Annotated in this window: 23 protein-coding genes; 13 read left to right on the top strand and 10 right to left on the bottom strand. The window is 60.5% G+C overall.

Annotated features, from left to right (window positions below):
* Window positions 1-18 precede the first annotated feature (18 nt).
* Together hemL and ACGK9R_RS13720 are read left to right on the top strand one after the other, a co-directional pair.
* Window positions 19-1,299, top strand: coding sequence for a glutamate-1-semialdehyde 2,1-aminomutase (gene hemL, locus ACGK9R_RS13725; protein ID WP_394582158.1), 1,281 nt, complete (start codon window positions 19-21; stop codon window positions 1,297-1,299).
* A gap of 186 nt (window positions 1,300-1,485) precedes the next feature.
* Window positions 1,486-1,755: a hypothetical protein gene (locus tag ACGK9R_RS13720; RefSeq protein WP_394582156.1), complete on the top strand. Its 270-nt coding sequence runs from the start codon at window positions 1,486-1,488 to the stop codon at window positions 1,753-1,755.
* A gap of 114 nt (window positions 1,756-1,869) precedes the next feature.
* Here ACGK9R_RS13720 and ACGK9R_RS13715 read toward each other — a convergent pair whose 3' ends face one another.
* From ACGK9R_RS13715 to ACGK9R_RS13690, 6 genes are all read right to left on the bottom strand, one after another.
* Window positions 1,870-2,580, bottom strand: coding sequence for a curlin subunit CsgB (locus ACGK9R_RS13715; RefSeq protein ID WP_394582154.1), 711 nt, complete (start codon window positions 2,578-2,580; stop codon window positions 1,870-1,872).
* Between the two features lie 57 nt (window positions 2,581-2,637).
* Window positions 2,638-3,171, bottom strand: coding sequence for a hypothetical protein (locus ACGK9R_RS13710; RefSeq protein ID WP_394582152.1), 534 nt, complete (start codon window positions 3,169-3,171; stop codon window positions 2,638-2,640).
* A gap of 300 nt (window positions 3,172-3,471) precedes the next feature.
* Complete coding sequence (locus ACGK9R_RS13705) at window positions 3,472-4,302, bottom strand: CsgG/HfaB family protein (protein ID WP_394582150.1); 831 nt, start codon at window positions 4,300-4,302, stop codon at window positions 3,472-3,474.
* Between the two features lie 79 nt (window positions 4,303-4,381).
* Window positions 4,382-4,804, bottom strand: a complete 423-nt coding sequence (locus ACGK9R_RS13700) for a curli assembly protein CsgF (RefSeq protein ID WP_394582148.1) — start codon at window positions 4,802-4,804, stop codon at window positions 4,382-4,384.
* Window positions 4,804-5,346 carry a CsgE family curli-type amyloid fiber assembly protein gene (locus ACGK9R_RS13695; protein WP_394582146.1) on the bottom strand — a complete coding sequence of 181 codons (543 nt, stop codon included), beginning with the start codon at window positions 5,344-5,346 and terminating at the stop codon, window positions 4,804-4,806. Before ACGK9R_RS13695 ends, ACGK9R_RS13700 begins: the two co-directional genes overlap by 1 nt.
* Before the next feature lie 21 nt (window positions 5,347-5,367).
* Window positions 5,368-6,060 (bottom strand): LuxR C-terminal-related transcriptional regulator, encoded by a 693-nt coding sequence (locus tag ACGK9R_RS13690; protein WP_394582144.1) that lies wholly within the window; start codon window positions 6,058-6,060, stop codon window positions 5,368-5,370.
* 261 nt (window positions 6,061-6,321) lie between these two features.
* Between ACGK9R_RS13690 and rdgB the strand changes: the two genes are divergently transcribed.
* The 7 genes from rdgB to ACGK9R_RS13655 all read left to right on the top strand — a co-directional run bounded on the left by rdgB (window position 6,322) and on the right by ACGK9R_RS13655 (window position 13,038).
* On the top strand, window positions 6,322-6,930 hold the full coding sequence (gene rdgB, locus ACGK9R_RS13685; protein ID WP_394582142.1) for an RdgB/HAM1 family non-canonical purine NTP pyrophosphatase: 609 nt from the start codon (window positions 6,322-6,324) through the stop codon (window positions 6,928-6,930).
* On the top strand, window positions 6,923-8,089 hold the full coding sequence (hemW, locus tag ACGK9R_RS13680; protein WP_394582140.1) for a radical SAM family heme chaperone HemW: 1,167 nt from the start codon (window positions 6,923-6,925) through the stop codon (window positions 8,087-8,089). The genes rdgB and hemW overlap by 8 nt, the downstream gene beginning before the upstream one ends.
* A gap of 44 nt (window positions 8,090-8,133) precedes the next feature.
* Entirely contained in the window at window positions 8,134-8,838 is a 705-nt protein-coding gene (locus ACGK9R_RS13675) for an OmpA family protein (RefSeq protein ID WP_394582138.1), read from the top strand.
* A gap of 86 nt (window positions 8,839-8,924) precedes the next feature.
* On the top strand, window positions 8,925-9,770 hold the full coding sequence (locus ACGK9R_RS13670; protein ID WP_394582455.1) for a 23S rRNA (adenine(2030)-N(6))-methyltransferase RlmJ: 846 nt from the start codon (window positions 8,925-8,927) through the stop codon (window positions 9,768-9,770).
* Between the two features lie 136 nt (window positions 9,771-9,906).
* Window positions 9,907-11,016 (top strand): cobalamin-independent methionine synthase II family protein, encoded by a 1,110-nt coding sequence (locus ACGK9R_RS13665; RefSeq protein ID WP_394582136.1) that lies wholly within the window; start codon window positions 9,907-9,909, stop codon window positions 11,014-11,016.
* Window positions 11,017-11,197: 181 nt separating this feature from the next.
* Window positions 11,198-11,806 (top strand): TetR/AcrR family transcriptional regulator, encoded by a 609-nt coding sequence (locus ACGK9R_RS13660; protein WP_394582133.1) that lies wholly within the window; start codon window positions 11,198-11,200, stop codon window positions 11,804-11,806.
* Window positions 11,803-13,038, top strand: a complete 1,236-nt coding sequence (locus ACGK9R_RS13655) for a multidrug effflux MFS transporter (protein ID WP_394582132.1) — start codon at window positions 11,803-11,805, stop codon at window positions 13,036-13,038. The genes ACGK9R_RS13660 and ACGK9R_RS13655 overlap by 4 nt, the downstream gene beginning before the upstream one ends.
* 42 nt (window positions 13,039-13,080) lie before the next feature.
* Here ACGK9R_RS13655 and mnmE read toward each other — a convergent pair whose 3' ends face one another.
* The 4 genes from mnmE to rpmH all read right to left on the bottom strand — a co-directional run bounded on the left by mnmE (window position 13,081) and on the right by rpmH (window position 16,910).
* Window positions 13,081-14,451, bottom strand: a complete 1,371-nt coding sequence (gene mnmE, locus ACGK9R_RS13650) for a tRNA uridine-5-carboxymethylaminomethyl(34) synthesis GTPase MnmE (protein ID WP_394582130.1) — start codon at window positions 14,449-14,451, stop codon at window positions 13,081-13,083.
* A gap of 102 nt (window positions 14,452-14,553) precedes the next feature.
* Window positions 14,554-16,242, bottom strand: coding sequence for a membrane protein insertase YidC (yidC, locus tag ACGK9R_RS13645; RefSeq protein ID WP_394582128.1), 1,689 nt, complete (start codon window positions 16,240-16,242; stop codon window positions 14,554-14,556).
* A 115-nt stretch (window positions 16,243-16,357) separates the two neighbouring features.
* Complete coding sequence (gene rnpA, locus ACGK9R_RS13640; RefSeq protein WP_394582126.1) at window positions 16,358-16,762, bottom strand: ribonuclease P protein component; 405 nt, start codon at window positions 16,760-16,762, stop codon at window positions 16,358-16,360.
* 13 nt (window positions 16,763-16,775) lie between these two features.
* Window positions 16,776-16,910 (bottom strand): 50S ribosomal protein L34, encoded by a 135-nt coding sequence (gene rpmH, locus ACGK9R_RS13635; protein WP_227391295.1) that lies wholly within the window; start codon window positions 16,908-16,910, stop codon window positions 16,776-16,778.
* Window positions 16,911-17,441: 531 nt separating this feature from the next.
* Between rpmH and dnaA the strand changes: the two genes are divergently transcribed.
* The 4 genes from dnaA to gyrB all read left to right on the top strand — a co-directional run bounded on the left by dnaA (window position 17,442) and on the right by gyrB (window position 23,719).
* Window positions 17,442-18,905: a chromosomal replication initiator protein DnaA gene (gene dnaA, locus ACGK9R_RS13630; RefSeq protein WP_394582123.1), complete on the top strand. Its 1,464-nt coding sequence runs from the start codon at window positions 17,442-17,444 to the stop codon at window positions 18,903-18,905.
* A 76-nt stretch (window positions 18,906-18,981) separates the two neighbouring features.
* The gene (dnaN, locus tag ACGK9R_RS13625) at window positions 18,982-20,085 is read left to right on the top strand and encodes a DNA polymerase III subunit beta (RefSeq protein WP_394582121.1); all 1,104 of its coding nucleotides are present in this window, start codon (window positions 18,982-18,984) and stop codon (window positions 20,083-20,085) included.
* A 70-nt stretch (window positions 20,086-20,155) separates the two neighbouring features.
* Window positions 20,156-21,259 carry a DNA replication/repair protein RecF gene (recF, locus tag ACGK9R_RS13620; protein ID WP_394582119.1) on the top strand — a complete coding sequence of 368 codons (1,104 nt, stop codon included), beginning with the start codon at window positions 20,156-20,158 and terminating at the stop codon, window positions 21,257-21,259.
* 39 nt (window positions 21,260-21,298) lie between these two features.
* Window positions 21,299-23,719 (top strand): DNA topoisomerase (ATP-hydrolyzing) subunit B, encoded by a 2,421-nt coding sequence (gyrB, locus tag ACGK9R_RS13615; protein ID WP_394582117.1) that lies wholly within the window; start codon window positions 21,299-21,301, stop codon window positions 23,717-23,719.
* The last annotated feature ends 93 nt before the right edge of the window (window positions 23,720-23,812 follow it).

Genomic DNA, 23,812 nt, shown 5'->3' with positions numbered 1-23,812 from the left:
ACTCACGTTGAGGATGCCATGACCACATCAGCCGAACTCTTCGAGCAAGCCACCCGCCACATTCCCGGTGGCGTCAACTCGCCGGTGCGCGCGTTCAAGGGCCTGCACCGGCCGCCGGTGTTCATGGAGCGCGCCCAGGGCGCCTACCTGTTCGATGTCGAGGGCAACCGATATATCGACTACGTCGGCTCCTGGGGGCCGATGATCACCGGTCACGCCGACCAGGACGTGCTGGCCGCGGTGCGCGCGCGCCTCGATAATGGGCTCTCCTTCGGCACGCCTACGGCGATCGAAACCACCATGGCGGATCTGATCTGCGAGATGATCCCCTCGATGGAGATGGTGCGCATGACCAGCTCCGGTACCGAGGCGACCATGTCGGCGATTCGCCTGGCCCGCGGCAGCACCGGCCGTGACAAGATCGTCAAGTTCGAGGGTAACTACCACGGCCACTCGGACTCGCTTTTGGTGAAGGCCGGCTCCGGCGCGCTGACCCACGGCGAGCCGAGTTCACCGGGGGTGCCGGCCTCGCTTGCCGAGCACACCATCACGCTCTCCTACAACGACCCGGAAGGCGTGGAAGCCTGCTTTGCCGAGATCGGAAGCCAGATCGCCTGCATCATCGTCGAGCCGGTGGCGGGTAACATGAACTGCATTCCGCCCCAGCCCGGCTTTCTGGAAACCCTTCGCCGGGTGTGCAACGAGCACGGCAGCCTGCTTATTTTCGATGAGGTAATGACCGGCTTTCGCGTCGCACTCGGTGGCGCCCAGGCGCATTACGGGATCACCCCGGATTTGACCTGCCTTGGCAAGATCGTCGGCGGCGGTATGCCGGTCGGCGCCTTTGGCGGCAAGCGCGATATCATGCAGAACATCTCGCCCATGGGCCCGGTCTACCAGGCGGGTACGCTCTCCGGTAACCCGCTGGCCATGGCCGCCGGCGTTACGCTGCTACAAAAGCTGCGTGAACCCGGGTTCCACGAAGCGCTCTCTCAGCGGGTGCAGACGTTGTGCAATGGCCTTCAGGAGCGCGCCGATGCTGCAGGCGTGCCGATGATGACCCAGTCCGCCGGCGGCATGTTCGGGCTCTTTTTCACCTCGCAGTCGCGGGTGGATAACTTTGCCCAGGCGACCGCCTGCGACCCGGAAATCTTCCGCCGCTTTTTCAGCGCGATGCTCGATCACGGCGTGTATCTTGCCCCTTCGGCGTTCGAGGCGGGCTTCATGTCCAGCGCCCACACCCCGGAGGATATCCAGAAAACCCTGGACGCCGCCGAGAAGGCGTTTGCGCTGCTCTGATCTGCGAGTAGTCGGAAAGTCAGAGGCAAATGCCTGCTACACTCAAAGCGCCGCCCACGATGGCGGCGTTTATGGTTGACGAGGTTACGCACCATGAAACGGCGATCGGTTTGGTCTTACACATTGGGCGTTGCGGCGTTGATGGGTGTTTTATCCACAGGCGCACTGGCCTTTCAGGAGCAGGACATGACCCGGATTCAGATCAATATCAGCGGCACGGAAGGTGCGGAGTTCTCCGCCCACTGGCGGGTAAGCGACGGCGACGAGGTCACCGAGTACTCGGAAGAGCGTATGAGCGTGCCGGCAGAGTTCAATTACGAAGGCTCCGAGCTCGAAGGCGAGGTGACGCTTTTGACCGACAACGAGCGTCTCGAGGTGGATATTCTCAAGGGCAGCAACCGCTCGCGCTCCTCGACCCAGGGCAAGGGTGGCAAGCTAACGCTGCATATACGTTAAGTGATCCCCTCAAACCTAAAACGATCAAAGGCACATAAAGTGCCTTTTTTACTAACAAACGAAAAACCGCCCCGAAGGGCGGTTTCACATGTTCAGGCATTCAAGCGTTAGAGCTTAGCGGGCCTGAGTTACAACGTTGTGGTTGCCGTTGCCGTAAGTCTGGATGACAGACTTGTGTGCGTTCTGAGTGTACAGGGCGCTTTGGCTAACTTGCTGATAGTTATCAGAACCGTTGGTGAAGATGTAAGAGTCATGACGGTCGCCGCTCTGCATGACCTTGTATTCGTTGTTGTAGCCAGCCTGGTTTTCGATAACGCTCAGGAGTTCATCACCGTTCTGGGAAACGTCAGCGTAGTTATCGTTGCCATGAATGTTGATGGTGCTGTCGTTCATGTCGCCTTTCTGGCTAACCATCACTTCATTATTGTGGCCGTCAGTGTTGGAAACCGATTCGTTGGCATCGCCGCGTTGCGTGATGGTGGCTTCGTTGCCGTTACCTCTTTGCATAGCGTAGCTGTCGTTGCCGTAGCCCACTTGGCTAACGGTTGTGTCGTTTTCATGACCGTGTTGGTCGATGGTAGACACGTTCGCGGTACCGAACGGAGTCGGAGCGCTGCCAATCACGTCGTCCTGAGTTACGGTGGCACGGTTGCCGTTACCGCCATTCTGCTGAACGCGCGACTCCTGGTGACCGTACTGCTCGATGTTGTTGACGTTATCGTTACCAGTCTGGTTGATGTAGGAGTCGCTGGCGACTTGAGCGGAAGCAGCGGTACTCAGTGCAAGAGCGATAGCGGCGGCGATGGTAGTGATTTGAGTTTTCATTTAATTCCCCTTTATGACGATGACTTGCTTTGGTGGTGACTGAGCAAGATGGTTTGCTCAGTAGGTATCGACAGTGACCGGTAGCGCACTGCCCGAGAACGACTGTTGCTCGACGCTGATGCTGCGGTAGCCACTACCCGATTGTGAAATCGCGATATTGCTCTGCTGGCCTGACTGATTGACGAAGGCTTCCGCCCCCTGGTGGCCAAAGTCCTGTACGATCGAAACGATGTGGCCGTTGCCGTTTTGCGCCACCTGGCTTACGTTGTTGCCGCCGATCTGGGTGATGGAGGCTTCGTTGCCATTGCCGATCTGTCGAATGCTCGAAAAATTGCCGCGCTGATACTGGGCCGAGTAGGACTGCGAAACCGATACCCGGTTATCGTTACCGACCTGACTGATGACGCTGACGTTGGCAGCGCTCATCGGTGTCTGAATACTGTGTACGTACTGCTCGACGCGATGATCCTGAGCGGCGTTTGCCGCTGGCGAGAGCGCCAGGGTGAGGGCCATCAGCGACAGCGCGAGGGCCATCGGCACCGCTTGGGTAGCGCGCGCTTCACCTGCTGAAAACGCCTGATTGGTAGCCATCCTCATACCCTTTGAAATTTTTTGTATCAAAATGTATTTATGAGGTTGAGTTTGGCTTATCTGTAGAAATGCGCTATCAGCTTTTTTCCTGGAGATGCGATTAACTTTTTAAGCGCTTTAAAGAAGGCGGGTACTAGTTTTATAATATTCATGCAAGTTATTATTTTTACGAATAAAAAGCGGTACTGCAGGAGAGCAGTACCGCTTTTTAAGGTAATCGAGCTAAATATCGCGTTATTGTAAGCAGGCTAATAGAGCAATTTATGGAAAGTGGATACCAGAAACACCGGTCACGTATCTTTACAAAGCGGGAATGGGCGCATTCAGGTAATCTGCAAGAACCGTATTCTGAATGTTATTGCCGCTCGCCAGGTTCCACAGGTTGTTTTCCACCCCGCGGGCGATCAGGTGAATGACCGCAGACTCCACGGCGGACATGACCGCCATCTGCACCGGTTCGTTAGTAGTGATACCCGCTTCGGCTTCCAGCAGGCGGCGGAAGTCGATGAAGCGGTAAACGCCCGCGCGAAGCTCCTGGGAGTAGATGGTTTTGGTCGTGGTGACGTTGGCGAGTATTTCGCCGGTGGAGATCTCGACGGCGCGCAGGTTCACCGTGACCTGGTCGACCTGGTACTGACCCGAGGCACCGATGCCGAAGTACTCGGCGCCCGCCCCGCCGGTGCGTACGTTCGACTCATAAGCGATGATGCCGCCTTCGAGCATCACCGACGCCGCGCGCAGCGAAGGGAGCGTATCCGGCTGGCCGAAGCGCTCGAACTCGGCGCGGATGATGCGCCGCTCGGTCAGAAGGTTCTGTAGCCCCACCCGCTCGAGCGGAATGAACCATCCGGAGTCTGCAAGCGCCCCTGTCAACATCGCCGCGGCCCCTTGCGTTACGGCGGTGGAGAAGGTGCTGGCCGGGGCCGGGCGGTACTGACCGGTCTGGTCGCGGAAGTCGTAGACCGAGACGAAGATCTTGCCCGCCGGTGGCGGCAGCGATACCAGGTCCTGGTAGGTGGCCCCGCGCGGGGTGAGCGTCGCCTGGGCGCCCTCGAGGTTTTCAGAATTGGCGACCATGCCAGCACAGCCGCTCAAGAGCGCAGCCAGCATGAGTGAAGCGATGATTTTCATTGTGATCCCCTGACGACGCTATCAAGCGTTATGACAGCCTGGACGATTGATTTTTTTGGTAATTTTGTTGATCGTTCGATTATGGATTGAACAACCCGCCGACGTTGATATTGGTTACGTCGCCGGTGAGTTTATCCACTACCCGCACCGAGAGCTGACCGCCATCATCGCTGACCACCACGTTGAACTCGCCGCTGTCGAAGGCGCCCTGGTTGACGTTGCCCGCGCCGACATCGTTGATCAGCTGCGAGATGAGCCGGCTTTCCAGGCTCTGCACCAGGCGGTCGGTGGACGAGAGCCGGTCGAAGCTGCGCGCGTTCGGGTCGGTGTTGGTGTCCTGGGCCTGCGCCTTGTTCAGCATGTAATTCCCCACGAAGGGGTCGCCGCCAAAGGAGGGGTTCATCGGTTGGTATACCAGCTCCCCCGCAAGGGCTTGTGTACCGCCCGCCAGCGCCAGCGCCGTGATAGCGCCCAATACGAAACCACGTTGTTTGCCTTTCATTATCGTAACTCCTCGCTTCCCAGGTCTTTGTCCGACGTTAGCGCCGTTGCCAACTGCTCCTGCAGTAGCGCCTCCTGAACCACTTGTACCGCCTCATCGGCAACTTCATCCGCCTGCGTGATCCTGGGCGAAAGCTGCGTGCGGAAATACATCTGATTGCCCTGCGTGATCCAGAGCTGGCTTCCCCAGCGGGCGTCCGGGCGCTCCTGAATCGTAATCGTGGCGCTGTTGATCAGCGGATTGTCCATGGCGCGCTGGCTGAACGCGCGATAGAACGAGCGCCCGGCCATGGTGATGGTGCGATCGATCATGACACCGGTCAGTTCGCTGCTGCCGTAGCCACGGGGCTCGACCTCGGCGCCGTCGGGGCCGGAAAGGCGGTTGATCGCATCCACCGCTTCCTGTTCGTTTTCCGGCAGCGTCTCGCTTGGCGAGGCCGGTTGATTTGGGGATACCGGCTGAGTGGGCAGCTCTTCGCTGCCATGAGCCATCAGCGAAACCGTCAGGGCACCCAGTAGCAGTAGCGTGCGATACATGACCATGGCCGTGTACTCGGTAGAGAGTTAGCGTCCGCGCTGAAGGCTACGCGCGGTCTCGATATTGGGCAGAATCGGCCCCAGATTCTGATGAATCCAGTTCAGCGCCTGAATACGGTTGTGCACGTTGATCTTTCTGAAGATGTTGTAAAGGTGCGACTTGACCGTGTGCTCGCTGACGAAGAGCTTTTCGGCGATCTGCTGGTTGGAGGAGCCCGCGCTCAGAAGTGAAATGATCTCCATTTCGCGGTTGGTCAGACCACACGCCGGGCGGAAGGCGTTGCTCTGATACTTGCGATAGAACATGATCAGCCGCGCCATCAAATCCCGTGACATCCAGAGCTCGTCGTTGAGCAGCGCGTGAATCCCCTTGCAGATCACCTCGAGGTTCTCGTTACGGTAGAAAACCCCCTTGAGCTGCGAGCACGAAAGCGCCTCGAGCGCGTGGTCCATATCGCGGATGTTGAACGCCGCCAGCGGCATGCGTGCCAGAGAATCCGGCAACTTGTCCTGCCAGTCAGGAATCGCATCGACGTTGATATGATCGGCGTCTACCAACAGGAGTTGTCTTTCGATGTCGGAATTAGGAAGTGCGGTGTCCGGGGAGTAGAGGTGGATCGTATACCCCGTCTTTTTATTCAGGTACTCGGCAAATAACTGAGACTGAGGGCTTTTTTCGGTGATGATATACACCACGCCCGAGGTTTTCTCCTGCACCATCGATAAACCCTCCAGCTGCAAATAAAGTGTGAGACGCTATTGAGCAGATTGTTACCCAGAAGACTATTTTAGTAAAGATATGTTACTAAAAATGTTCCTAAGGGTAACCGAATGTTCACTTTCCTTAGGTAAAACTGACCCGAAAGTATGAGTCAGGACTGATTAATAATAGTGGGTCGACTCATCGTCTTCCACGCTCAAGGCATCTTTAGTCGGAGCCGCGTTCGGCGTAAACTGACGCGTTCCTACTGGAGATTACTCATGTCCTCGGCCGATACCCTGGTTCTGGCCAGCGCCAACGCTGGCAAGCTGAAAGAGTTCAAACAGCTTCTTACGCCGCTCATGCTCGATGTACGCCTGCAGTCGGAGTTTGGCGTTCACGACGTCGAGGAGACCGGTCTTACGTTCGTGGAGAATGCGCTGCTCAAGGCGCGCGAGGCGAGCCGGGTCAGCGGCCTGCCGGCACTGGCCGACGACTCGGGGCTCGAGGTAGATGCGCTTCATGGCGCACCGGGCATCTATTCGGCGCGCTACGCTGGCGAACCCAAAAGCGACGCGCGCAATAACGAGAAGCTTCTGGCGGCGCTGGCCGACTGCGCCGAAGGCCAGCGCACCGGGCGCTACTGGTGCGTGCTGGTCTATCTGCGCCATGCCGACGACCCGGTGCCGATCATTGTCCAGCGCAGCTGGGAAGGCGAGGTGCTCGCCCATCCGCGCGGCGACAACGGCTTTGGCTACGACCCGCTTTTCTGGCTGCCGGAGCAGGGCATGAGCGTGGCCGAGCTACCCGCGGAAACCAAGAATCGATTGAGCCACCGCGGCCGCGCGTTACAGGGGCTGGTGGAGCTTTTAAAGGTGGCGCATGGGTGACACCCCGCCGCTGTCGCTCTACATCCATACCCCCTGGTGTGTCAGAAAGTGCCCCTACTGCGACTTCAACTCTCACGAGCCGGGCAGCCGCGAGCTGCCCGAACAGGCGTATCTCAAGGCGCTGCTTGCTGACCTGGATGGCGATCTGGCGCTGGCAAATGGGCGCAGGCTGGAGTCGATCTTCATTGGCGGCGGCACGCCGAGTCTTCTGTCGCCGGCGTTTTACCAGCGCCTGCTGGCTGAAGTGCGCGCTCGGCTGCCTTTCGCGCCGACCATCGAGATCACCCTCGAAGCCAACCCCGGTACCACCGAGCAGGCGCGCTTTTTTGGCTACCGGGACGCCGGCATCAACCGGCTCTCCATCGGTACCCAGAGTTTTCAAGGCGAGCAGCTTGAAGCGCTTGGCCGGATTCACAGCGCCGACGAGGCGATCAGGGCGGTCGGCCAGGCGCGGGCGGCGGGCTTCGATAATCTCAATATCGATTTGATGCACGGCCTGCCGGGTCAGACGCCGGAGCTGGCGCTTGCCGACATCGACCAGGCGTTGGCGCTATCGCCGGAGCACCTCTCCTGGTATCAGCTGACGCTGGAACCCAACACCGCCTTTCACTCACACCCGCCAACGCTGCCCCAGGAAGAGGCGCTCTGGGATATCCAGGAACTGGGCCACCAGCGGCTGAGCGAGGCGGGGCTTTCGCGCTACGAGATCTCCGCCTACGCTCGGCCAAATCGTCAGAGCCGCCATAACCTCAACTACTGGCAGTTCGGCGACTATTTGGGTATCGGCGCCGGTGCTCACGGCAAGCTTTCGCGCATCGACGAGCAGGGCCGCCTTTCGATCGAGCGACGCTGGAAGACCCGCCAGCCCGAGGCTTACCTTCGCCGTTTGAACGACCCGCGCGGATTCATCGCCGGCAAGGCCCCCATCGAGGAGCAGGAGATGGCGCTCGAGTTTGCCATGAATGCGCTACGCCTGACCGAAGGCGTGGATATGGCGCTATGGCCCGCGCACACCGGCCAGGCGCCTGAAGTGCTTTTAGAGCGATTACAAAGCGCCGAGAAAAAAGGACTTTTGATGGAAATGCCGGAAAGACTGCGTGCATCGCCTCATGGTCTATTATTCTTGAACGAGCTGCTGGCGTTGATCAGTGACGATTGACCCACGGTTTGGTTTAACCCAATAAGCTTCAAAAGGAGTGAGTGATGCGTATTTCCCGACTGCTGACCCCGGTGGCCGCCGCCCTTCTCGTTGCGGGCTGTGCAACCTCTGACCCCTACGGTGGCCAAACGCAGCGCTCCAACACCGGTATCGGTACCGGCATCGGCGCTGCGGTAGGTGCCGCGGCCGGCGCGCTCTCCGGTGACGGCGCGACCAGCCGCCGCGACCGCGCGCTGATTGGTGCCGCCGTAGGTGCGGCCGCCGGTGCTGGCGTTGGTGCTTACATGGATCGTCAGGAGAATCAGCTGCGCGAAAGCCTGCAGGGCTCGCGCATCGAGATCGACCGTCGCGGCGACGACATCGTCCTCAACATGCCCAGCAGCGTGACCTTCGGCTTCGACTCCGCCGAGCTGACCGGCCAGGCGCGCAGCGCGCTCAACGAAGTCGCCAACGTCCTCACCCAGTATACCGATACCCGCGTCAACATCGCCGGCCACACCGACAGCACCGGTGCCGCCGACTACAATCAGCGCCTTTCCGAGCGCCGCGCCCAGTCCGTTGGCAGCTACCTGAGCCAGAATGGCGTCTCCTCGTCACGCCTGGTCACCCGTGGTTACGGCGCGACCCAGCCGATCGCCAGTAACGATAACGACCAGGGCCGTGCGCAGAACCGCCGTGTCGAAATCACCCTGACGCCTACCGGCGACGGCCAGGGTCAAGGCCAGATGCAAGGCCAGGGCAACTACTGATCGATAGCTGATTTGATTGGTAGGGTCTAACCCTCGAGCCCGCTATCATGGATAGCGGGCTTTTTTATTACTCCATGCGGATCGCCATGCTCTCCTATCAACACGCCTATCACGCCGGTAACTTTGCCGACGTTCACAAGCATTTGACCCTTTACGCAGTCAATAATCATCTATTACGTAAAAAAAGCGCTATTACATATATAGACACCCATGCGGGTCGAGGGCTCTATCCACTTGCGTCGAAAGAGGCGCTGAAGCTCCAGGAGCATCGCAAAGGCATCGAGCCGCTATGGGCCGCGCGAAAAGGCGTGAGTGACCCGCTCTTGTCCGAGTGGCTTTCAAGCGTTGCTCGCGCGCAGCCCAACGCCGCCGAACTGAGCCTCTACCCGGGGTCGCCCTGGTGGCTAAGCCTTGAGCTTCGCGAACAGGATGCGCTGCGCCTTTGCGAGCTGCACCCGGGCGAGCACGCCGAACTCGACGGCCAAACGCTGCCCGAGGCGGCGCTGCGTATCCACGGCGATGGGCTGGCCGAACTCGAAAGGCGCGTGCCGGTGAGAACGCCCCGGCTGTGCGTACTGATCGACCCGAGTTTTGAGCGCAAGACGGAGTATCAGGAAGTGGCGGATAGCGTCATTTACGCGCTCGAGAAGGCGCGCCACGCGGTGATTCTGATCTGGTACCCGCTGTTGCCGTCAGGCGCTCATCACACGCTGCTCGACGCGCTGAAAGCCAGCGGCGTGCGCAAGATCTGGCAAAGCGAACTCCAGCTTCGCGAGCCCAAAACCGAGCGCCACGGCATGTACGGAAGCGGAATGCTGGTGGTAAACCCACCCTGGGGACTCTCTGAGCGGATGGAAGGCGCGATGACCGAGATCACCACACTGCTCGGCGGCGAGAGCCGCTTCGATACGCGCTGGCTGGTGGAGGAGTAAGCTGGTAAAGAAGCAAAAGGTCCAGCATTAATCGTATTCATACGTGATCGCGAAAAGATCACTTTTCCGACAAGTTGGCTTGCGGGAAGATAACGCTAATGTTTAGCCGACTAATCAAAGTTTGAAGGAGAACACCATGAACGCCCAGACCGCCCCCTTTCGCGCCGATGTCGTTGGCAGCCTGTTGCGTCCGGATTCGATCAGGAAGGCCCGCCTGGCGCGTCAGACTGGCGAGATCGATACCCGCGAGCTTCGCCGCGTGGAGGACGATGCCATTCGCCACGCCGTCGAAAGCCAGTGCCAGTGCGGCCTCCAGGTGGTCACCGACGGCGAGTTTCGACGCGCCTGGTGGCACTTCGACTTTTTCGAGGGGCTAGAAGGCGTCGAAGGGTATGAGGCTGACCAGGGTATCCAGTTCAACGGGGTACAGACCAAATCGCGCAGCGTGAAAGTGACGAATAAGCTCGGTTTTGGCGAGCATCCGATGCTCGAGGATTTCAAGTATCTCGCCAGCGTCAGCGGCAGCGCCACACCCAAGATGACCATTCCAAGCCCCAGCGTGCTGCACTTTCGAAGCGGGCGCAAGGCGGTCAGCGCCGAGGTCTACCCGGATATCGACGACTTTTTCGATGACCTGGCCCTGGTCTATCAACAGGCGATCAAGGCGTTTTATGAGGCGGGCTGTCGCTACCTGCAGCTCGACGATACCGTCTGGGCGTACCTGTGCTCCGACGAGCAGCGAGCGCTCGTCGTCGAGCGCGGTGAGGATCCGGACCAGCTGGCCAACGCCTACGCGCGCACCATCAACAAGGCGCTCGAGCAAAAGCCCGACGACCTGGTGGTCGGCATGCACGTCTGCCGCGGCAACTTCCGCTCTACCTGGATCTCCGAAGGCGGCTACGAGCCGGTGGCCGAGCTTCTGTTCGGCTCGGTGAACATCGATGCGTACTTTCTCGAGTACGATACCGACCGTGCCGGCGATTTTGCTCCGCTGCGCTTCATCAAGCCCGGCCATCAGAAGGCGGTGCTGGGCCTGGTGACCAGCAAGAGCGGCGATCTCGAAGATCCGGAGGCGATCAAGGCGCGTATTTTCGAGGCGGCGCGCTTTGTGCCCCTCGATCAGCTTTGCCTGAGCACTCAGTGCGGTTTCGCCTCTACGGAGGAGGGCAACTCGCTGACCGAGGCCGAGCAGCAGGCCAAGCTCGCGCTGGTGGTCCAGGTCGCTCGCGACGTCTGGGGCGAATAGCGCCCGGACAAAGCCCACGGCGCTCTTCCCGCTGTGCTCCAACCCTGCCTTCCGGCGGGGTTTTTTATCGCCATGCTCCCTGCATTGAGGCACCCGACTCGTTGAAGTTACCTTCAAATCGTTGCCCTACCTATCGGTAGGTAGTATTGTGCGTCGCCTTACATGCCAAGAGGAGCCGAGCATGACACGCTCACCCGCTACCCAGCGCATCGTCTGTGCTGCGGTCGCGCACTTCGCCGAGGCGAGCTACGACGGTGCCTCGCTTTCCGCCATCGCCGAGGCGGTGGGTATTCGCAAGGCGTCGCTGTATGCGCATTTTGCCTCGAAGGAGGCGCTGTTCATGGCCGCCTTCGAGGAGGCGCTGGGCATCGAGCGCACCTTCGCCGACGACTGTTTCAACGATGAAAGCGACCGGGCGCTTCCCGGGTTGCGCTACTGCCATGCGCTCATTCGCCGCTTCGGTGAAAGCGCCCACCTGCGCTTTTTACTGCGCGCGGGCTATATGCCGCCAGGCACGCTGGCCGAATGGGTCGATGCGCGGCACGAGGCGTACCTGGCCCAGCTCAATGACCGCTTTCTGGCAAGGCTCGATGACTGGCAGGGGGCGCAGGGAGCGCTCTGTGCCATGCAGCGCGAGCGCTTCGCGCTGGCCTATCTCGGTATCGTCGATAGCCTTCAGGTCAAACTGATCTACACCACCGCCGAGCTCGCTCTAGCGCGCCTTGAGGCGCTTTCGAGCATTTTCGAAGATTCCCTGATTCAGCACTGCAAGAGTGGAAATACGCCATGACACGTGACAACAAACAAGTCGCCATCGGTACGGGGCTTTTGATCCTGCTGGCACTGATCACCGCGCTGGATGCCATGGCGATCGACATGTATTTACCGGGTATGCCGGACATCGCCGAGGATCTGAACGTATCGGCAGGCCACATCCAGCAGACGCTGGCGGTGTTTCTGATCGGCCTGGCGGTGGGGCAGGCGATTTACGGCCCGCTGCTGGACCGCTTCGGGCGGCGCTGGCCGCTGCTGATAGGGCTTTGCGTCTTCATCGCGGGATCAATACTGGCGGCGTTGGCCCACTCCTTTGAAACCCTGATTGCCGCACGCTTCTTGCAGGCGCTGGGTGCTTCCGCGGGGCTGGTAGCGCCACGGGCGATCATCGATGACGTCCATGAGCTCAAGGAGTCGGCGCAGAAGTTATCCGTCCTCATGCAGGTGATGATGGTCGCTCCGATCGTCGCGCCGGTACTGGGCGGACTGATTCTGATCTACGCCGAGTGGCACATGATCTTCTGGGCCATGGCGGCGCTGGCGCTGATCACGCTGATATGGGGGCTTGTCAGCGTGCCGGATACGCTTGCTCATGAGCAGCGCGTGGCACTCAGCGCGGCGAGCATCGTCAAAGGCTACGCAAGGCTTCTCAAACAGCCGGTATTCATGCTCTACAGCGTGGCAGGCGGGCTAGTGCTAGGGGCGTTCTTCTCCTATATCAGCGGCTCATCGTTCGTGTTCATGGAACATTTCGAGCTCGGCTCCACTCAGTACAGCCAGCTCTTCGCCGCCAACTCCGTGGGTCTGGTGGTCGGCGGGGCAGTCAGTAATGCGCTCATCAAGCGCGGGTGGTCGACGTTTCGCGTCATGATGGCCGGCACGATGATCTATACCCTGGCCGGTGCGGTGCTCTGGGGCGTCAATACGCTCATCGCGACGACGCTTGTTACCTACGGTCTGATTCTGGGGCTCGCGATCGCTTCGCTCGGCATGGTGTTCGGCAACGTGATGGCGCTGACCATGAACGCGGCGGACTCACCCGCCGGGGTCGCCTCGGCGCTGATGGGCGTGCTTCAGTACCTGCTCTCTGCGGTGGTCGGCTTTGTGGTCAGCCTGACGGTGATCAGCCCCGGCCAGCTGCCGGCCACCATTGCGCTTTGCGGCGCGCTGGCGCTGGTACTTTGCTGGCATGCCAGCCGGAAGGAGCAGAGTGTTGCTTACCCGGCGGGTGCCGCCGAGTCAGCCTGAAACGATGAATCACTCCTTCGGTAGGGCCCGGAGTTAACGGCCTCACTTGCCGATACAGAAGCTGCCGAAGATCTCACCCAGCAGGTCGTCGGCGCTGAACTCGCCGGTGATCTCGCCAAGCGAGGCCTGGGCGTCGCGCAGATCCTCGGCGAGTAACTCGCCGGCGCCCATGCCTTCTAGCTGGGCACGGCCAGCGTGCAGCGCGGCGCGGGCCCTATCCAGTGCGTCCAGGTGGCGCCGGCGCGCCGAAAAGCGACCTTCGGTAGTCGCGGCGAAGCCCATTACACTCTTCAGGTGCTCTTTCAAACTATCCACACCCGCGCCGGTTTTCGCCGAGAGGCGCAGCGTCGGGGTGGCTGTGGATAAGTCGATACCCGGGGTTTCCTGGCTTTCGTCGACCTTGTTGCGCACCAGGGTCAGACGCGTTTGATCGGGCAGGCGTTCGACGAACTCCGGCCAGATCGCCATCGGGTCGGTGGCCTCGGTCGTCGCCGCGTCGACCATCAGCAGCACCCGGTCGGCTTTTTCTATCTCTGCCCAGGCGCGGGCGACGCCGATTTTCTCTACCGCGTCCGGGGTGTCCCTGAGCCCGGCGGTATCGATGACGTGAAGCGGCATGCCGTCGATGTGGATATGCTCGCGCAGCACGTCCCGGGTGGTGCCGGCGATGTCGGTGACGATGGCGGTTTCTTGCTCGGTCAGGGCGTTCAAGAGGCTCGACTTGCCGGCGTTGGGCCGCCCGGCGATCACCACGCTCATTCCTTCGCGCAATAGCGCCCCCTGGCCTGCGGCGCGGCGCACCTCAGATAGCTCCTGCTGTACGGCCACCAGCCGCGCCGCCACGTGGCCGTCGGCGAGAAAGTCGATCTCCTCTTCGGGAAAGTCGATGGCGGCTTCCACGTAAACGCGTAGCTCGATCAGGCGCTCGACCAGCGCGGCCACGCGGCGGGAGAACTCGCCCTGCAGCGAGCGCACCGCGTTCTCGGCCGCCGAGCGGGAGGAGGCGTCGATCAGATCGGCGATCGCCTCGGCCTGGGCGAGGTCGAGCTTGTCGTTCAAAAAAGCGCGCTCGGAGAACTCGCCGGGCCGCGCCAGGCGCGCACCGAGGGCCACGCAGCGCTCGAGCAGCATGTCCATGATGACCGGCCCGCCGTGGCCCTGAAGCTCCAGCACGTCCTCGCCGGTGAAGGAGTTCGGGCCCTGGAAAATCAGCGCGATGCCTTCGTCGATGATGCCATCCGCGCCGTGAAACGGCCCGTAGTGGGCGTAGCGGTTGGCCGGGCGGCTGCCCAGCATGGCGTTGGCGATATCGCCGCAGGCGGGCCCGGAGACCCGAATGATGCCGACGCCGCCGCGCCCGGGCGGGGTAGCCAGCGCGGTAATCGTATCCTGGGTGTAGAGTCTTGATGCCATGACGCGTCTCTTGGATAAATGGCGCTAGTGTGAATTCGCCGCACCCAAAACGCCAGACCCCCGCACGGGGCGGGGGTCTAGTGGTTCAGGCGAGAAGGGCGATTACCTGGTTCGCATGCCCTTGCCGACACTCGGGTCGTTCTCGATGCGCCTGGTGATGAAGTACTGCTGCGCCACCGAGATGATGTTGTTGACCACCCAGTAGATGACCAGACCCGCGGGGAACCACAGGAAGAAGAAGGTAAAGATGATCGGCAGAAGCCGCATGATCTTCGCCTGCATCGGGTCCGGCGGGGTCGGGTTGAGCATCTGCTGCACGAACATCGAAGCGCCCATCAGAATCGGCAGGATGAAGTAAGGATCCTTCACCGAGAGATCCTGAATCCAGAAGATGAACGGCGCGTGGCGAAGTTCGACGGACTCCAGCAGCATCCAGTAGAGCGCGATGAACACCGGCATCTGCACCAGAATCGGAAGACAGCCGCCGAGCGGGTTGATCTTCTCTTTCTGGTAGAACTTCATCATCTCCTGAGACATCTTCTGACGGTCGTCGCCGTACATCTCCTTGAGGCGCTGCATCTCCGGGCCGAGCTTGCGCATCCGCGCCATCGACTTGTACGCCTTGGCGGAGAGCGGGAAGAGCACGGCCTTGACCAGCACGGTCAGAAGCACGATCGACCATCCCCAGTTGCCGACGATGTTCTGGATATGATCCAAAAGCCAGAACAGCGGGTTGGCGATGAACCAGAGCCAGCCGTAATCCACGGTCAGTTGAAGGTTCGGCGCTACCTGCTCGAGGTAGTCCTGCACCTTCGGGCCCATGTAGAGCGTCGCGCCGAGCGTGGCGGTGCCCTCCGCGGCGACGGTGCTGTTGGGGCCGGCAAAGGCCACCACGTTGCGATCGCGGGCGTCGGTGGTGACATAGAAAAGGTTCTGCTGATTCTGCTGCGGCGCCCAGGCGGAAACGAAGTAGTGCTGAATGATCGCGATCCAGCCACCTTCGGCTTCACGGTTCTGGAAGTTACGGCTTCTGATATCGTCGAAGTCGATCTTTTCGTAACGCGTATCCGGGGTCGAGAACGCCGCGCCCATGTAGGAGTTCATGCCCAGGGTCACGCCGCTGGAGGGGTCGGGGCTATTGTCGCGAGCGAGCTGACCAATGAAGCGCGCGGTCACCGGATTCTCGGTGTTGTTGGCGACAAAATAGCTGACGTCGACCGCGTAGTTGCCGCGCTCGAAGGTCAGGCGCTTGGTGACATCGACGCCGTTGACCTCGGCGCGAAGATCCACCTCGAGGGACTGCTCGTCGTTGCCCAGGCGGTACTCGGTACGCTCCGGAGTGAAGGCGATGCGGCTCGCCTGGCCGTCGAGCTGAATACCCGAGCGCGCCACATAGCTGCGCGTGGCGTTGTCCGAGAGCAGCACGTAGTTGCGCCCGGAGTCCAGCGTCATTTCATGCTGGGGGAGGGCGGCAAAGACGATGTCACCACCGTAGGGGTCGATGCGTACGTCGAGCACGTCGGTAGTGACGGCGATGAAGTCACGACTGGCAGACTCGTCGGCGGTTTGGGCCGGTATTGCGTTATCGACCTCGCCCTGAGGGGCGCCGGCGCTGGGAACGGTCAGCTCATCGCTGGCATCGTTTTCACCCGCGGGCCCGGCGCTGCCGCGCTGGGTGATTTCCGGGGTCGAATCATAACTGGTTTGCCCGTAGTCCTGATTCCACTGAATCACCAGTAGGTAGGCCAGTACAGCCAGTGGAATCAGCAATAAAAGTCGTTTTACGTCCATGAGGGTTCTGCCCGATGGGTGGTGAACATGCCAATGGCGCAGCGTCGTTTACTCGGCCCAATACACACGAAAGCCTGCCGGAAGGCAGGCCGAGACCGAGCGGCGAGAGAGTGTATCAAGCGCCATGCGTAGCGTTAGCAAGCGGGGGAGGTGATGGAGAAGCAGCCGAGGCTTCGCGCGCGAGTCGTTTCCACATGCCGTGTAGCTGGCGGGCAAGGGTGTCATTGTCGATATCCTGTACGCCGCGTTTGGCCAGTACCACGATGTCCATCGAGGGAAGGCGCTGCTGACGAAGACGGATGGATTCTCTAACGAGACGCTTGAAGCGGTTACGATCAACGGCGAGCTTGACGTTTTTCTTGCTGACCACGAAACCGACGCGAGGATGCCCTCGAGTGGAGAATCGTGCGAGCGCCATCATGCCTTTACCGTGAACCTTGAGGTCTGCCTGCTCAAATACGTGGCTGAAATCCCCGGCATTCAGTAAGCGCAAATCCCGGGGAAAGCCTTGATGCGACACACGCAATCTGAAATCAGGCGCTCAGACGCTTGCGGCCCTTGGCGCGACGGCGGTTGATCACGGCGCGGCCGTTCTTGGTTGCCATACGAGCACGGAAGCCATGCGCGCGCTTGCGCTTGAGAACGCTGGGTTGAAAAGTGCGTTTCATAACTCGTTATTCCCACGTGGTTTAGGACGAAAGTGAATTCCAAACGACCCGGTCCAGTGAGCAACTAGCCGGGGAGATCCAATTCAAGACCGGAAATTGTAGAGACTTCGCGGTCAAGGTGCAATTTTTCTGCGTACAAAAAGCGCTAAAAACTGGCTAACGCCCCGCAACGTGTCTTCAAACGCCCGCTATGCCACCACTATCATTACTAATGAAGTTATTTAAAACCTGTTGTTATTAATAGTGGGGATACTTATTGTGGATAAGTCATTTTTGCTATTTATTAACAAATGCTTAAAACGATAAAAAATGTGTGTATAAACAGTAGAAAAGAGGCGTGGAAGGTGTGTGCGGTGTGTGGACGAGGCGGGATAAATCGCCCCTGCGACGATCTGTCCTCAGGCGGTGCGCGGTTTGTCCCAACGGCTCATGATGAGTTGTCCACAGGCTTAAAAGGGACGCTTGCACGTGTGGATAACCGCTTCCCTGGACGCTACAATAGTCGGCCGTTTTCAACTGATGGTGAGATGAGTGTCACTCGCGCTTTGGCAGCAGTGCCTGGATTATCTGCAGGACGAACTAAGCTCCCAGCAGTTCAATACATGGATTCGCCCCCTGCAGGCCGAAGAGGGAGGTGCCAACGAGCTCTGCTTGCTGGCGCCCAATCGCTTCGTGCGCGACTGGGTGAGCGATAAATACGCCAAGCGGATCAGCGAGCTGATACGAGAGCTCTCCCCGGCCAAGCCGCCCAAGGTCAGCTTGACCGTCGGTAGCCGCCGCGTGGCCGCCGCACCTGCGCCCCGGGATCTGGGTAATCCGGTCTCCGCGACGCCTCAACGTCCGGCAGCACCGGCGGTGCATACGCCGCCGCGCGGTGATATTGCCGACGAGCGCGAAATCGATAGCGAGCGCGATGAGGCCGCAAGCAAACGCCCCGGCGAGCGCCAGGTACAGGTCGAGGGCAGTCTCAAGCACTCAAGCGGGCTCAACCCGAACTTCACCTTCGACAAGTTCGTCGAGGGTAAATCGAACCAGCTCGCCCGCGCTGCGTCCCGGCAGGTGTCGGAAAACCCGGGCGGCGCCTATAACCCGCTGTTTCTTTACGGCGGCGTGGGTCTGGGTAAGACTCACCTGATGCACGCGGTGGGGAACGCGCTGGCGGGCAAGCGCGAAAACGCGCGGGTGGTCTATCTTCACTCCGAGCGCTTCGTCGCCGACATGGTCAAGGCGCTTCAGCTCAACGCCATCAACGATTTCAAGCGTTTCTATCGCAGCGTCGATGCGCTCTTGATCGATGACATTCAGTTCTTTGCCGGCAAGGAGCGCTCCCAGGAGGAGTTTTTCCACACCTTCAACGCGCTACTCGAAGGTGGCCAGCAGATGATCCTGACCTCGGATCGCTACCCCAAGGAAATCAACGGTGTAGAAGAGCGTCTGAAGTCGCGCTTCGGCTGGGGGTTGACCGTGGCCATCGAGCCACCGGAGCTCGAGACCCGGGTCGCGATTCTGATGAAAAAGGCCGACCAGGCGAGTGTCGATCTGCCCCACGACGCGGCGTTCTTCATTGCCCAGAAAATTCGCTCCAACGTGCGCGAGCTCGAAGGCGCGCTCAAGAAGGTAATTGCCGACTCCCATTTCATGGGCAAACCGATTACTCAGGACTTCATCCGCGAGTCGCTCAAGGATCTGCTGGCGCTTCAGGACAAGCAGGTGGGCGTGGACAACATTCAGCGCACGGTAGCGGAGTACTACAAGATCAAGGTGGCGGATCTGCTTTCCAAGCGCCGCTCGCGCTCGGTCGCGCGGCCGCGCCAGGTGGCGATGGCGCTGGCCAAGGAGCTGACCAACCATAGCCTGCCGGAAATCGGCGACGCTTTCGGCGGGCGTGATCACACTACGGTGCTGCACGCCTGTCGTAAGGTCAAAACGCTGCAGGAAGAGAGCGCGGACATTCGCGAGGATTACAAGAATCTTCTGCGTTTGCTCACCAGCTGATCCGTAGGAACATGGCATCGATATCCATCCATCAACAGGCCGCACGCGGCTGACGACCCTTTAACCCGGAGTAGTGATGAAGTTTTCAATTTCCCGAGAGGCGCTGCTACGCCCCTTGACGCTGGTGGCCGGCGTGGTCGAGCGCCGTCAGACGCTGCCGGTGCTTTCCAACGTGCTGATCCAGGTCGAAGGCGACCAGGTGGCGCTGACCGGTACCGATTTGGAAGTCGAGCTGGTGGGTCGCACGGTGGCAAGCCAGGTAGAGCAGGAGGGCGGCGCGACCGTTCCCGCGCGCAAGCTGATGGACATCTGCAAGTCGCTGCCGGATCAGTCCGAGATCCAGCTGGCCCTCGAAGAGGGGCGCGCGGTGCTGCGTAGCGGTCGCTCGCGCTTTACGCTCTCTACGCTTCCGGTGGCGGAGTTTCCCAATATCGAGGATGGCGAGGGTAGCCAGGAGCTGAGCATTCCCCGCGGCACGCTCAAGCATTTGATCGAGGCGACCTCCTTCGCCATGGCGCAGCAGGACGTGCGCTACTACCTGAACGGCATGCTGCTGGATATCCAGAGCCAGCTGCTGCGCGCCGTGGCTACCGACGGCCACCGGCTGGCGATGTGCTCGCGGGAAGTCGATGTCAGCGTCGCCGAGCCGCAGAAAATGATCGTGCCGCGCAAGGGTATTCTCGAGCTTTCGCGCCTGCTCGACGATAGCGACGAGCCGGTGAGCCTGACCCTCGGTGCCACGCACCTGCGTGCCCACACCGGCGACTTCACCTTTACCTCGAAGCTGATAGACGGCAAGTTCCCGGACTACGAGCGCGTGGTGCCGAAAAACGGCGACAAGGTACTCATCGCCGAGCGCGCCGAGCTCAGGCAAGTGCTATCGCGCACCGCGATTCTCTCCAACGAGAAGTACCGCGGCGTACGGCTCTATCTGGAAGAGGGCAACCTCAAGGTCATGGCCAACAACCCCGAGCAGGAAGAGGCCGAGGAGAACGTGGCGATCGAGTACACCGGCCCGACCATGGAGGTCGGCTTCAACGTGGGTTACCTGGTCGACGTGCTGGCGGTGCTCAATGAGGATCGCGTGCAGATGACCCTGGCCGATCCCAACAGCAGTGCACTGCTGGAAGAACCCGGCGGCGGCGACGCGCTCTACGTGGTCATGCCGATGCGCCTCTGATCCTTCTCTTCGCGGCGCCTTTTGACAAGGCGCCGTTTTTCTCCGCGCGATATAAGGGCAGTCAACGTTCATGAGCCTGATCCAGCTCAATCTACAAGGCATTCGCAATCTGGCGCCGGTGGATATGGCACCGTCCCCTCAGGTGAACCTGATTCACGGCGCCAACGGTAGTGGCAAGACCAGCTTGCTGGAGGGCATTCACATTCTCGGAATGGGGCGCTCCTTTCGCACCCGACAGCTCAAGCACGCCATTCAGGCCGATGCCCCACACATGACGCTGTATGGGCGCCTGTCAGGTGATCCGGAGGTGGCGCTAGGGCTACGCCGCCTGCGTGCCGAGCGCGAGCTGGAGCTGCGCCTGCGGGGGCAGAAAGGGGTGCGTCTGGCGGAGCTGGTCGATGCCATGCCGCTGCAGCTGATCAACCCAGATGCCTTCCGCCTGCTCGAAGGCTCTCCGGCTGGCCGGCGCGAATTCATGGATTGGGGAGTGTTTCACGTGAAACACGAGTTTCTCGATGCATGGAAGCGCGCCCGCCGCGCGGTGAAACATCGGAATGCGCTGCTCAGGCGTGGTAGAATAACCGATGCCGAAATGAGCGTCTGGGAGCAGGAGCTCAGCGAATCCGGCGAGCGTATGGATCGGCTTCGCCACACCTGGTTCAGCGCTTTTTTGCCGGTGTTCGAAGAGACTCTGGCAAGATTGATAGGTGTCGATTCGCTTGGATTGCGCTACGCGCGGGGCTGGGACGTCAAACGCTCGCTTGCCGAGGTACTCAAGGCCGGTCGTGAATCGGATCAGCAAATGGGCTTCACCCAGCAGGGGCCGCAGCGGGCGGACCTGCGAATACGCGTAGGCAAACAGCCCGCCATCGAAGTGCTTTCCAGAGGCCAGCAGAAATTGGTTGTCAGCGCACTGAAGCTCGCCCAGGGCCGGCTTCTGGAAAGCAGTGTCGGACGGCGCTGTATTTATCTGATAGACGATTTACCGGCAGAGCTCGACGCAAAGCACCGCGCGCTTTTTTGCGAGCTGCTTGAACAGATGCAGTGCCAGATGTTTATTACCAGCGTCGACCCGGACGTATTGAGCCGCATATGGCAGGCGCCAACCCGGCTCAAGATGTTTCACGTGAAACAGGACGATCAGGGCATCGGTCGACTAAGCGTTGACGGGTAGACGACACGGAACGAGACAGACTTCACGACGGAGTGGTCAATGAGCGAGCAGGCTTACGATTCATCAAGCATCAAGGTGCTCAAAGGGCTCGATGCGGTACGCAAACGTCCCGGCATGTATATCGGCGACACCGATGACGGCACCGGGCTGCACCATATGGTTTTCGAGCTGGTGGATAACTCCATCGATGAGGCGCTGGCGGGCCACTGCAGTGAAATTCGCGTGGTCATTCACCCGGACGAATCCATCACCGTGAGCGACAACGGCCGCGGTATTCCGACCGAGATTCACAAAGAAGAGGGCGTGTCCGCGGCGGAGGTCATCATGACCGTGCTCCACGCCGGCGGCAAGTTCGACGACAACTCCTACAAGGTCTCCGGCGGTCTGCACGGCGTCGGCGTATCGGTGGTCAACGCGCTTTCTTCCGAGCTCAAGCTGACCATCTGGCGTCAGGGCGACGTGTTCGAGCAACTTTACAGCCACGGCGTGCCCCAGGCACCGCTCGATGTGGTCGGCAAGACCGAGAAGAGCGGGACAAAAGTGCATTTTCGCCCGTCGCCGGACACCTTTGCCAACATCGAATTTCACTACGACATCCTGGCCAAGCGCCTGCGCGAGCTTTCGTTTCTCAACTCCGGCGTGGCGATTCGCCTGATGGACGAACGCGACGGCCGCGAAGAGCTTTTCCACTATGAAGGCGGGCTCAAGGCCTTCGTCGATCACGTCAACAAGAACAAGTCGACGCTGAACCCGGTGTTCCACTTTACCGCCAGCCGCGAAGACGGGGTCGAGGTGGAAGTGGCGATGCAGTGGAATGACTCCTTCACTGAAAGCATCTTCTGCTACACCAATAACATTCCCCAGCGCGACGGCGGCACCCATTTGGCCGGCTTTCGCGCCGCGCTCACGCGTACGCTCAATCACTACATCGAAGCCGAAGGCCTGTTGAAAAAGGCCAAGGTCAATACCTCCGGCGACGACGCCCGCGAAGGCCTGACCGCAATCGTCTCGGTGAAGGTGCCGGATCCGAAGTTCTCCTCTCAGACCAAGGACAAACTGGTCTCGAGCGAGGTCAAGACCGCCGTGGAGCAGGAGATGGGGCGGCTGTTCGCCGACTATCTGGTCGAAAAGCCCAACGAAGCCAAGGCGATCGTCAACAAGATGCTCGACGCCGCCCGCGCCCGCGAGGCCGCGCGCAAGGCACGTGACATGACCCGGCGCAAGGGCGCGCTCGATATCGCGGGGCTGCCAGGCAAGCTCGCTGACTGCCAGGAGAAAGACCCGAGCCAGTCCGAGCTCTACCTGGTGGAGGGTGACTCCGCCGGCGGTAGCGCCAAACAGGGGCGCGACCGGCGTACCCAAGCGATCCTGCCGCTCAAGGGCAAGATCCTCAACGTCGAGAAGGCGCGCTTCGACAAGATGCTCTCCTCTGCGGAAGTGGGCACGCTGATCACCGCGCTTGGCTGTGGTATCGGCCGCGAAGAGTTCAACCCGGACAAGCTGCGCTACCACTCGATCATCATCATGACCGACGCCGATGTCGATGGCTCGCACATCCGTACGCTGCTGCTGACCTTCTTCTTCCGCCAGATGCCGGAGCTGATCGAGCGCGGCCACGTCTTCATCGCCCAGCCGCCGCTTTACAAGATCAAGCGCGGCAAGCAGGAGCTCTACCTGAAGGACGAGCAGGCGATGATCGACTACCTGACCACCACCGCACTCGACGGTGCCGGACTGCACGTCAACGCCGACGCGCCGGCGATTACCGGCTCGCAGCTCGAAGCGCTGGTGAACCAGTACCGCAACGTGATGAAGCGCATCGACCGTCTCGGCCGGGTCTTCCCGATCGAGGTGCTGCGCCAGACGATCTACGCAAGCGCCCTGCAGGGCGAGGCGAGTCTCAAGGATCGCGTTACCATGGAGAACTGGATTGGCGAGCTACAAACCGCCATGGACGAGCGCGTGGCTTACGAAGGCGGCCCGCGCTACCAGTTCTACCTCAAGGAGGACAGCGAGCGCGGCCTGCAGCTGCCGGCGGTGTCGCTGATCGCTCACGGCGTGACCACCGAGTACGTTTGGGGGCTCGACTTCTTCGAGAGCACCGACTACCGCGCCATGTCCGGCCTCGGCGACACACTCAATAGCCTGCTGGAAGAGGGCGCCTATATCGCTCGTGGCGAGCGCCAGAAGCCGGTAGCGGACTTCGCTGAAGTACTACAGTGGTTGATGCTGGAAGGCCAGCGTGGGCTCTCTGTGCAGCGCTATAAGGGCCTGGGTGAAATGAACCCGGACCAGCTGTGGGAAACCACCATGGACCCGGACAGCCGCCGCATGCTGCGCGTCACCATCGAAGACGCGGTCGCCGCCGACATGATGTTCAACACGCTGATGGGCGACGAGGTCGAGCCGCGGCGCGACTTTATCGAAACCAACGCGCTGGTTGCGAACCTCGATATCTGATCCGATGTTTCACGTGAAACATCAAAAACGCCGCGTTTATCGCGGCGTTTTTTTGGATTGAAATCTGTAGTAAGCGAAGCGCTGGTGCCGATC

The organism is Halomonas sp. HNIBRBA4712 (assembly GCF_043558675.1).
Classification (GTDB): Bacteria; Pseudomonadota; Gammaproteobacteria; order Pseudomonadales; family Halomonadaceae; genus Vreelandella.
The sequence above is the reverse complement of the archived record's forward strand: the minus strand, read 5'-3'. Positions and strand labels throughout refer to the sequence as shown.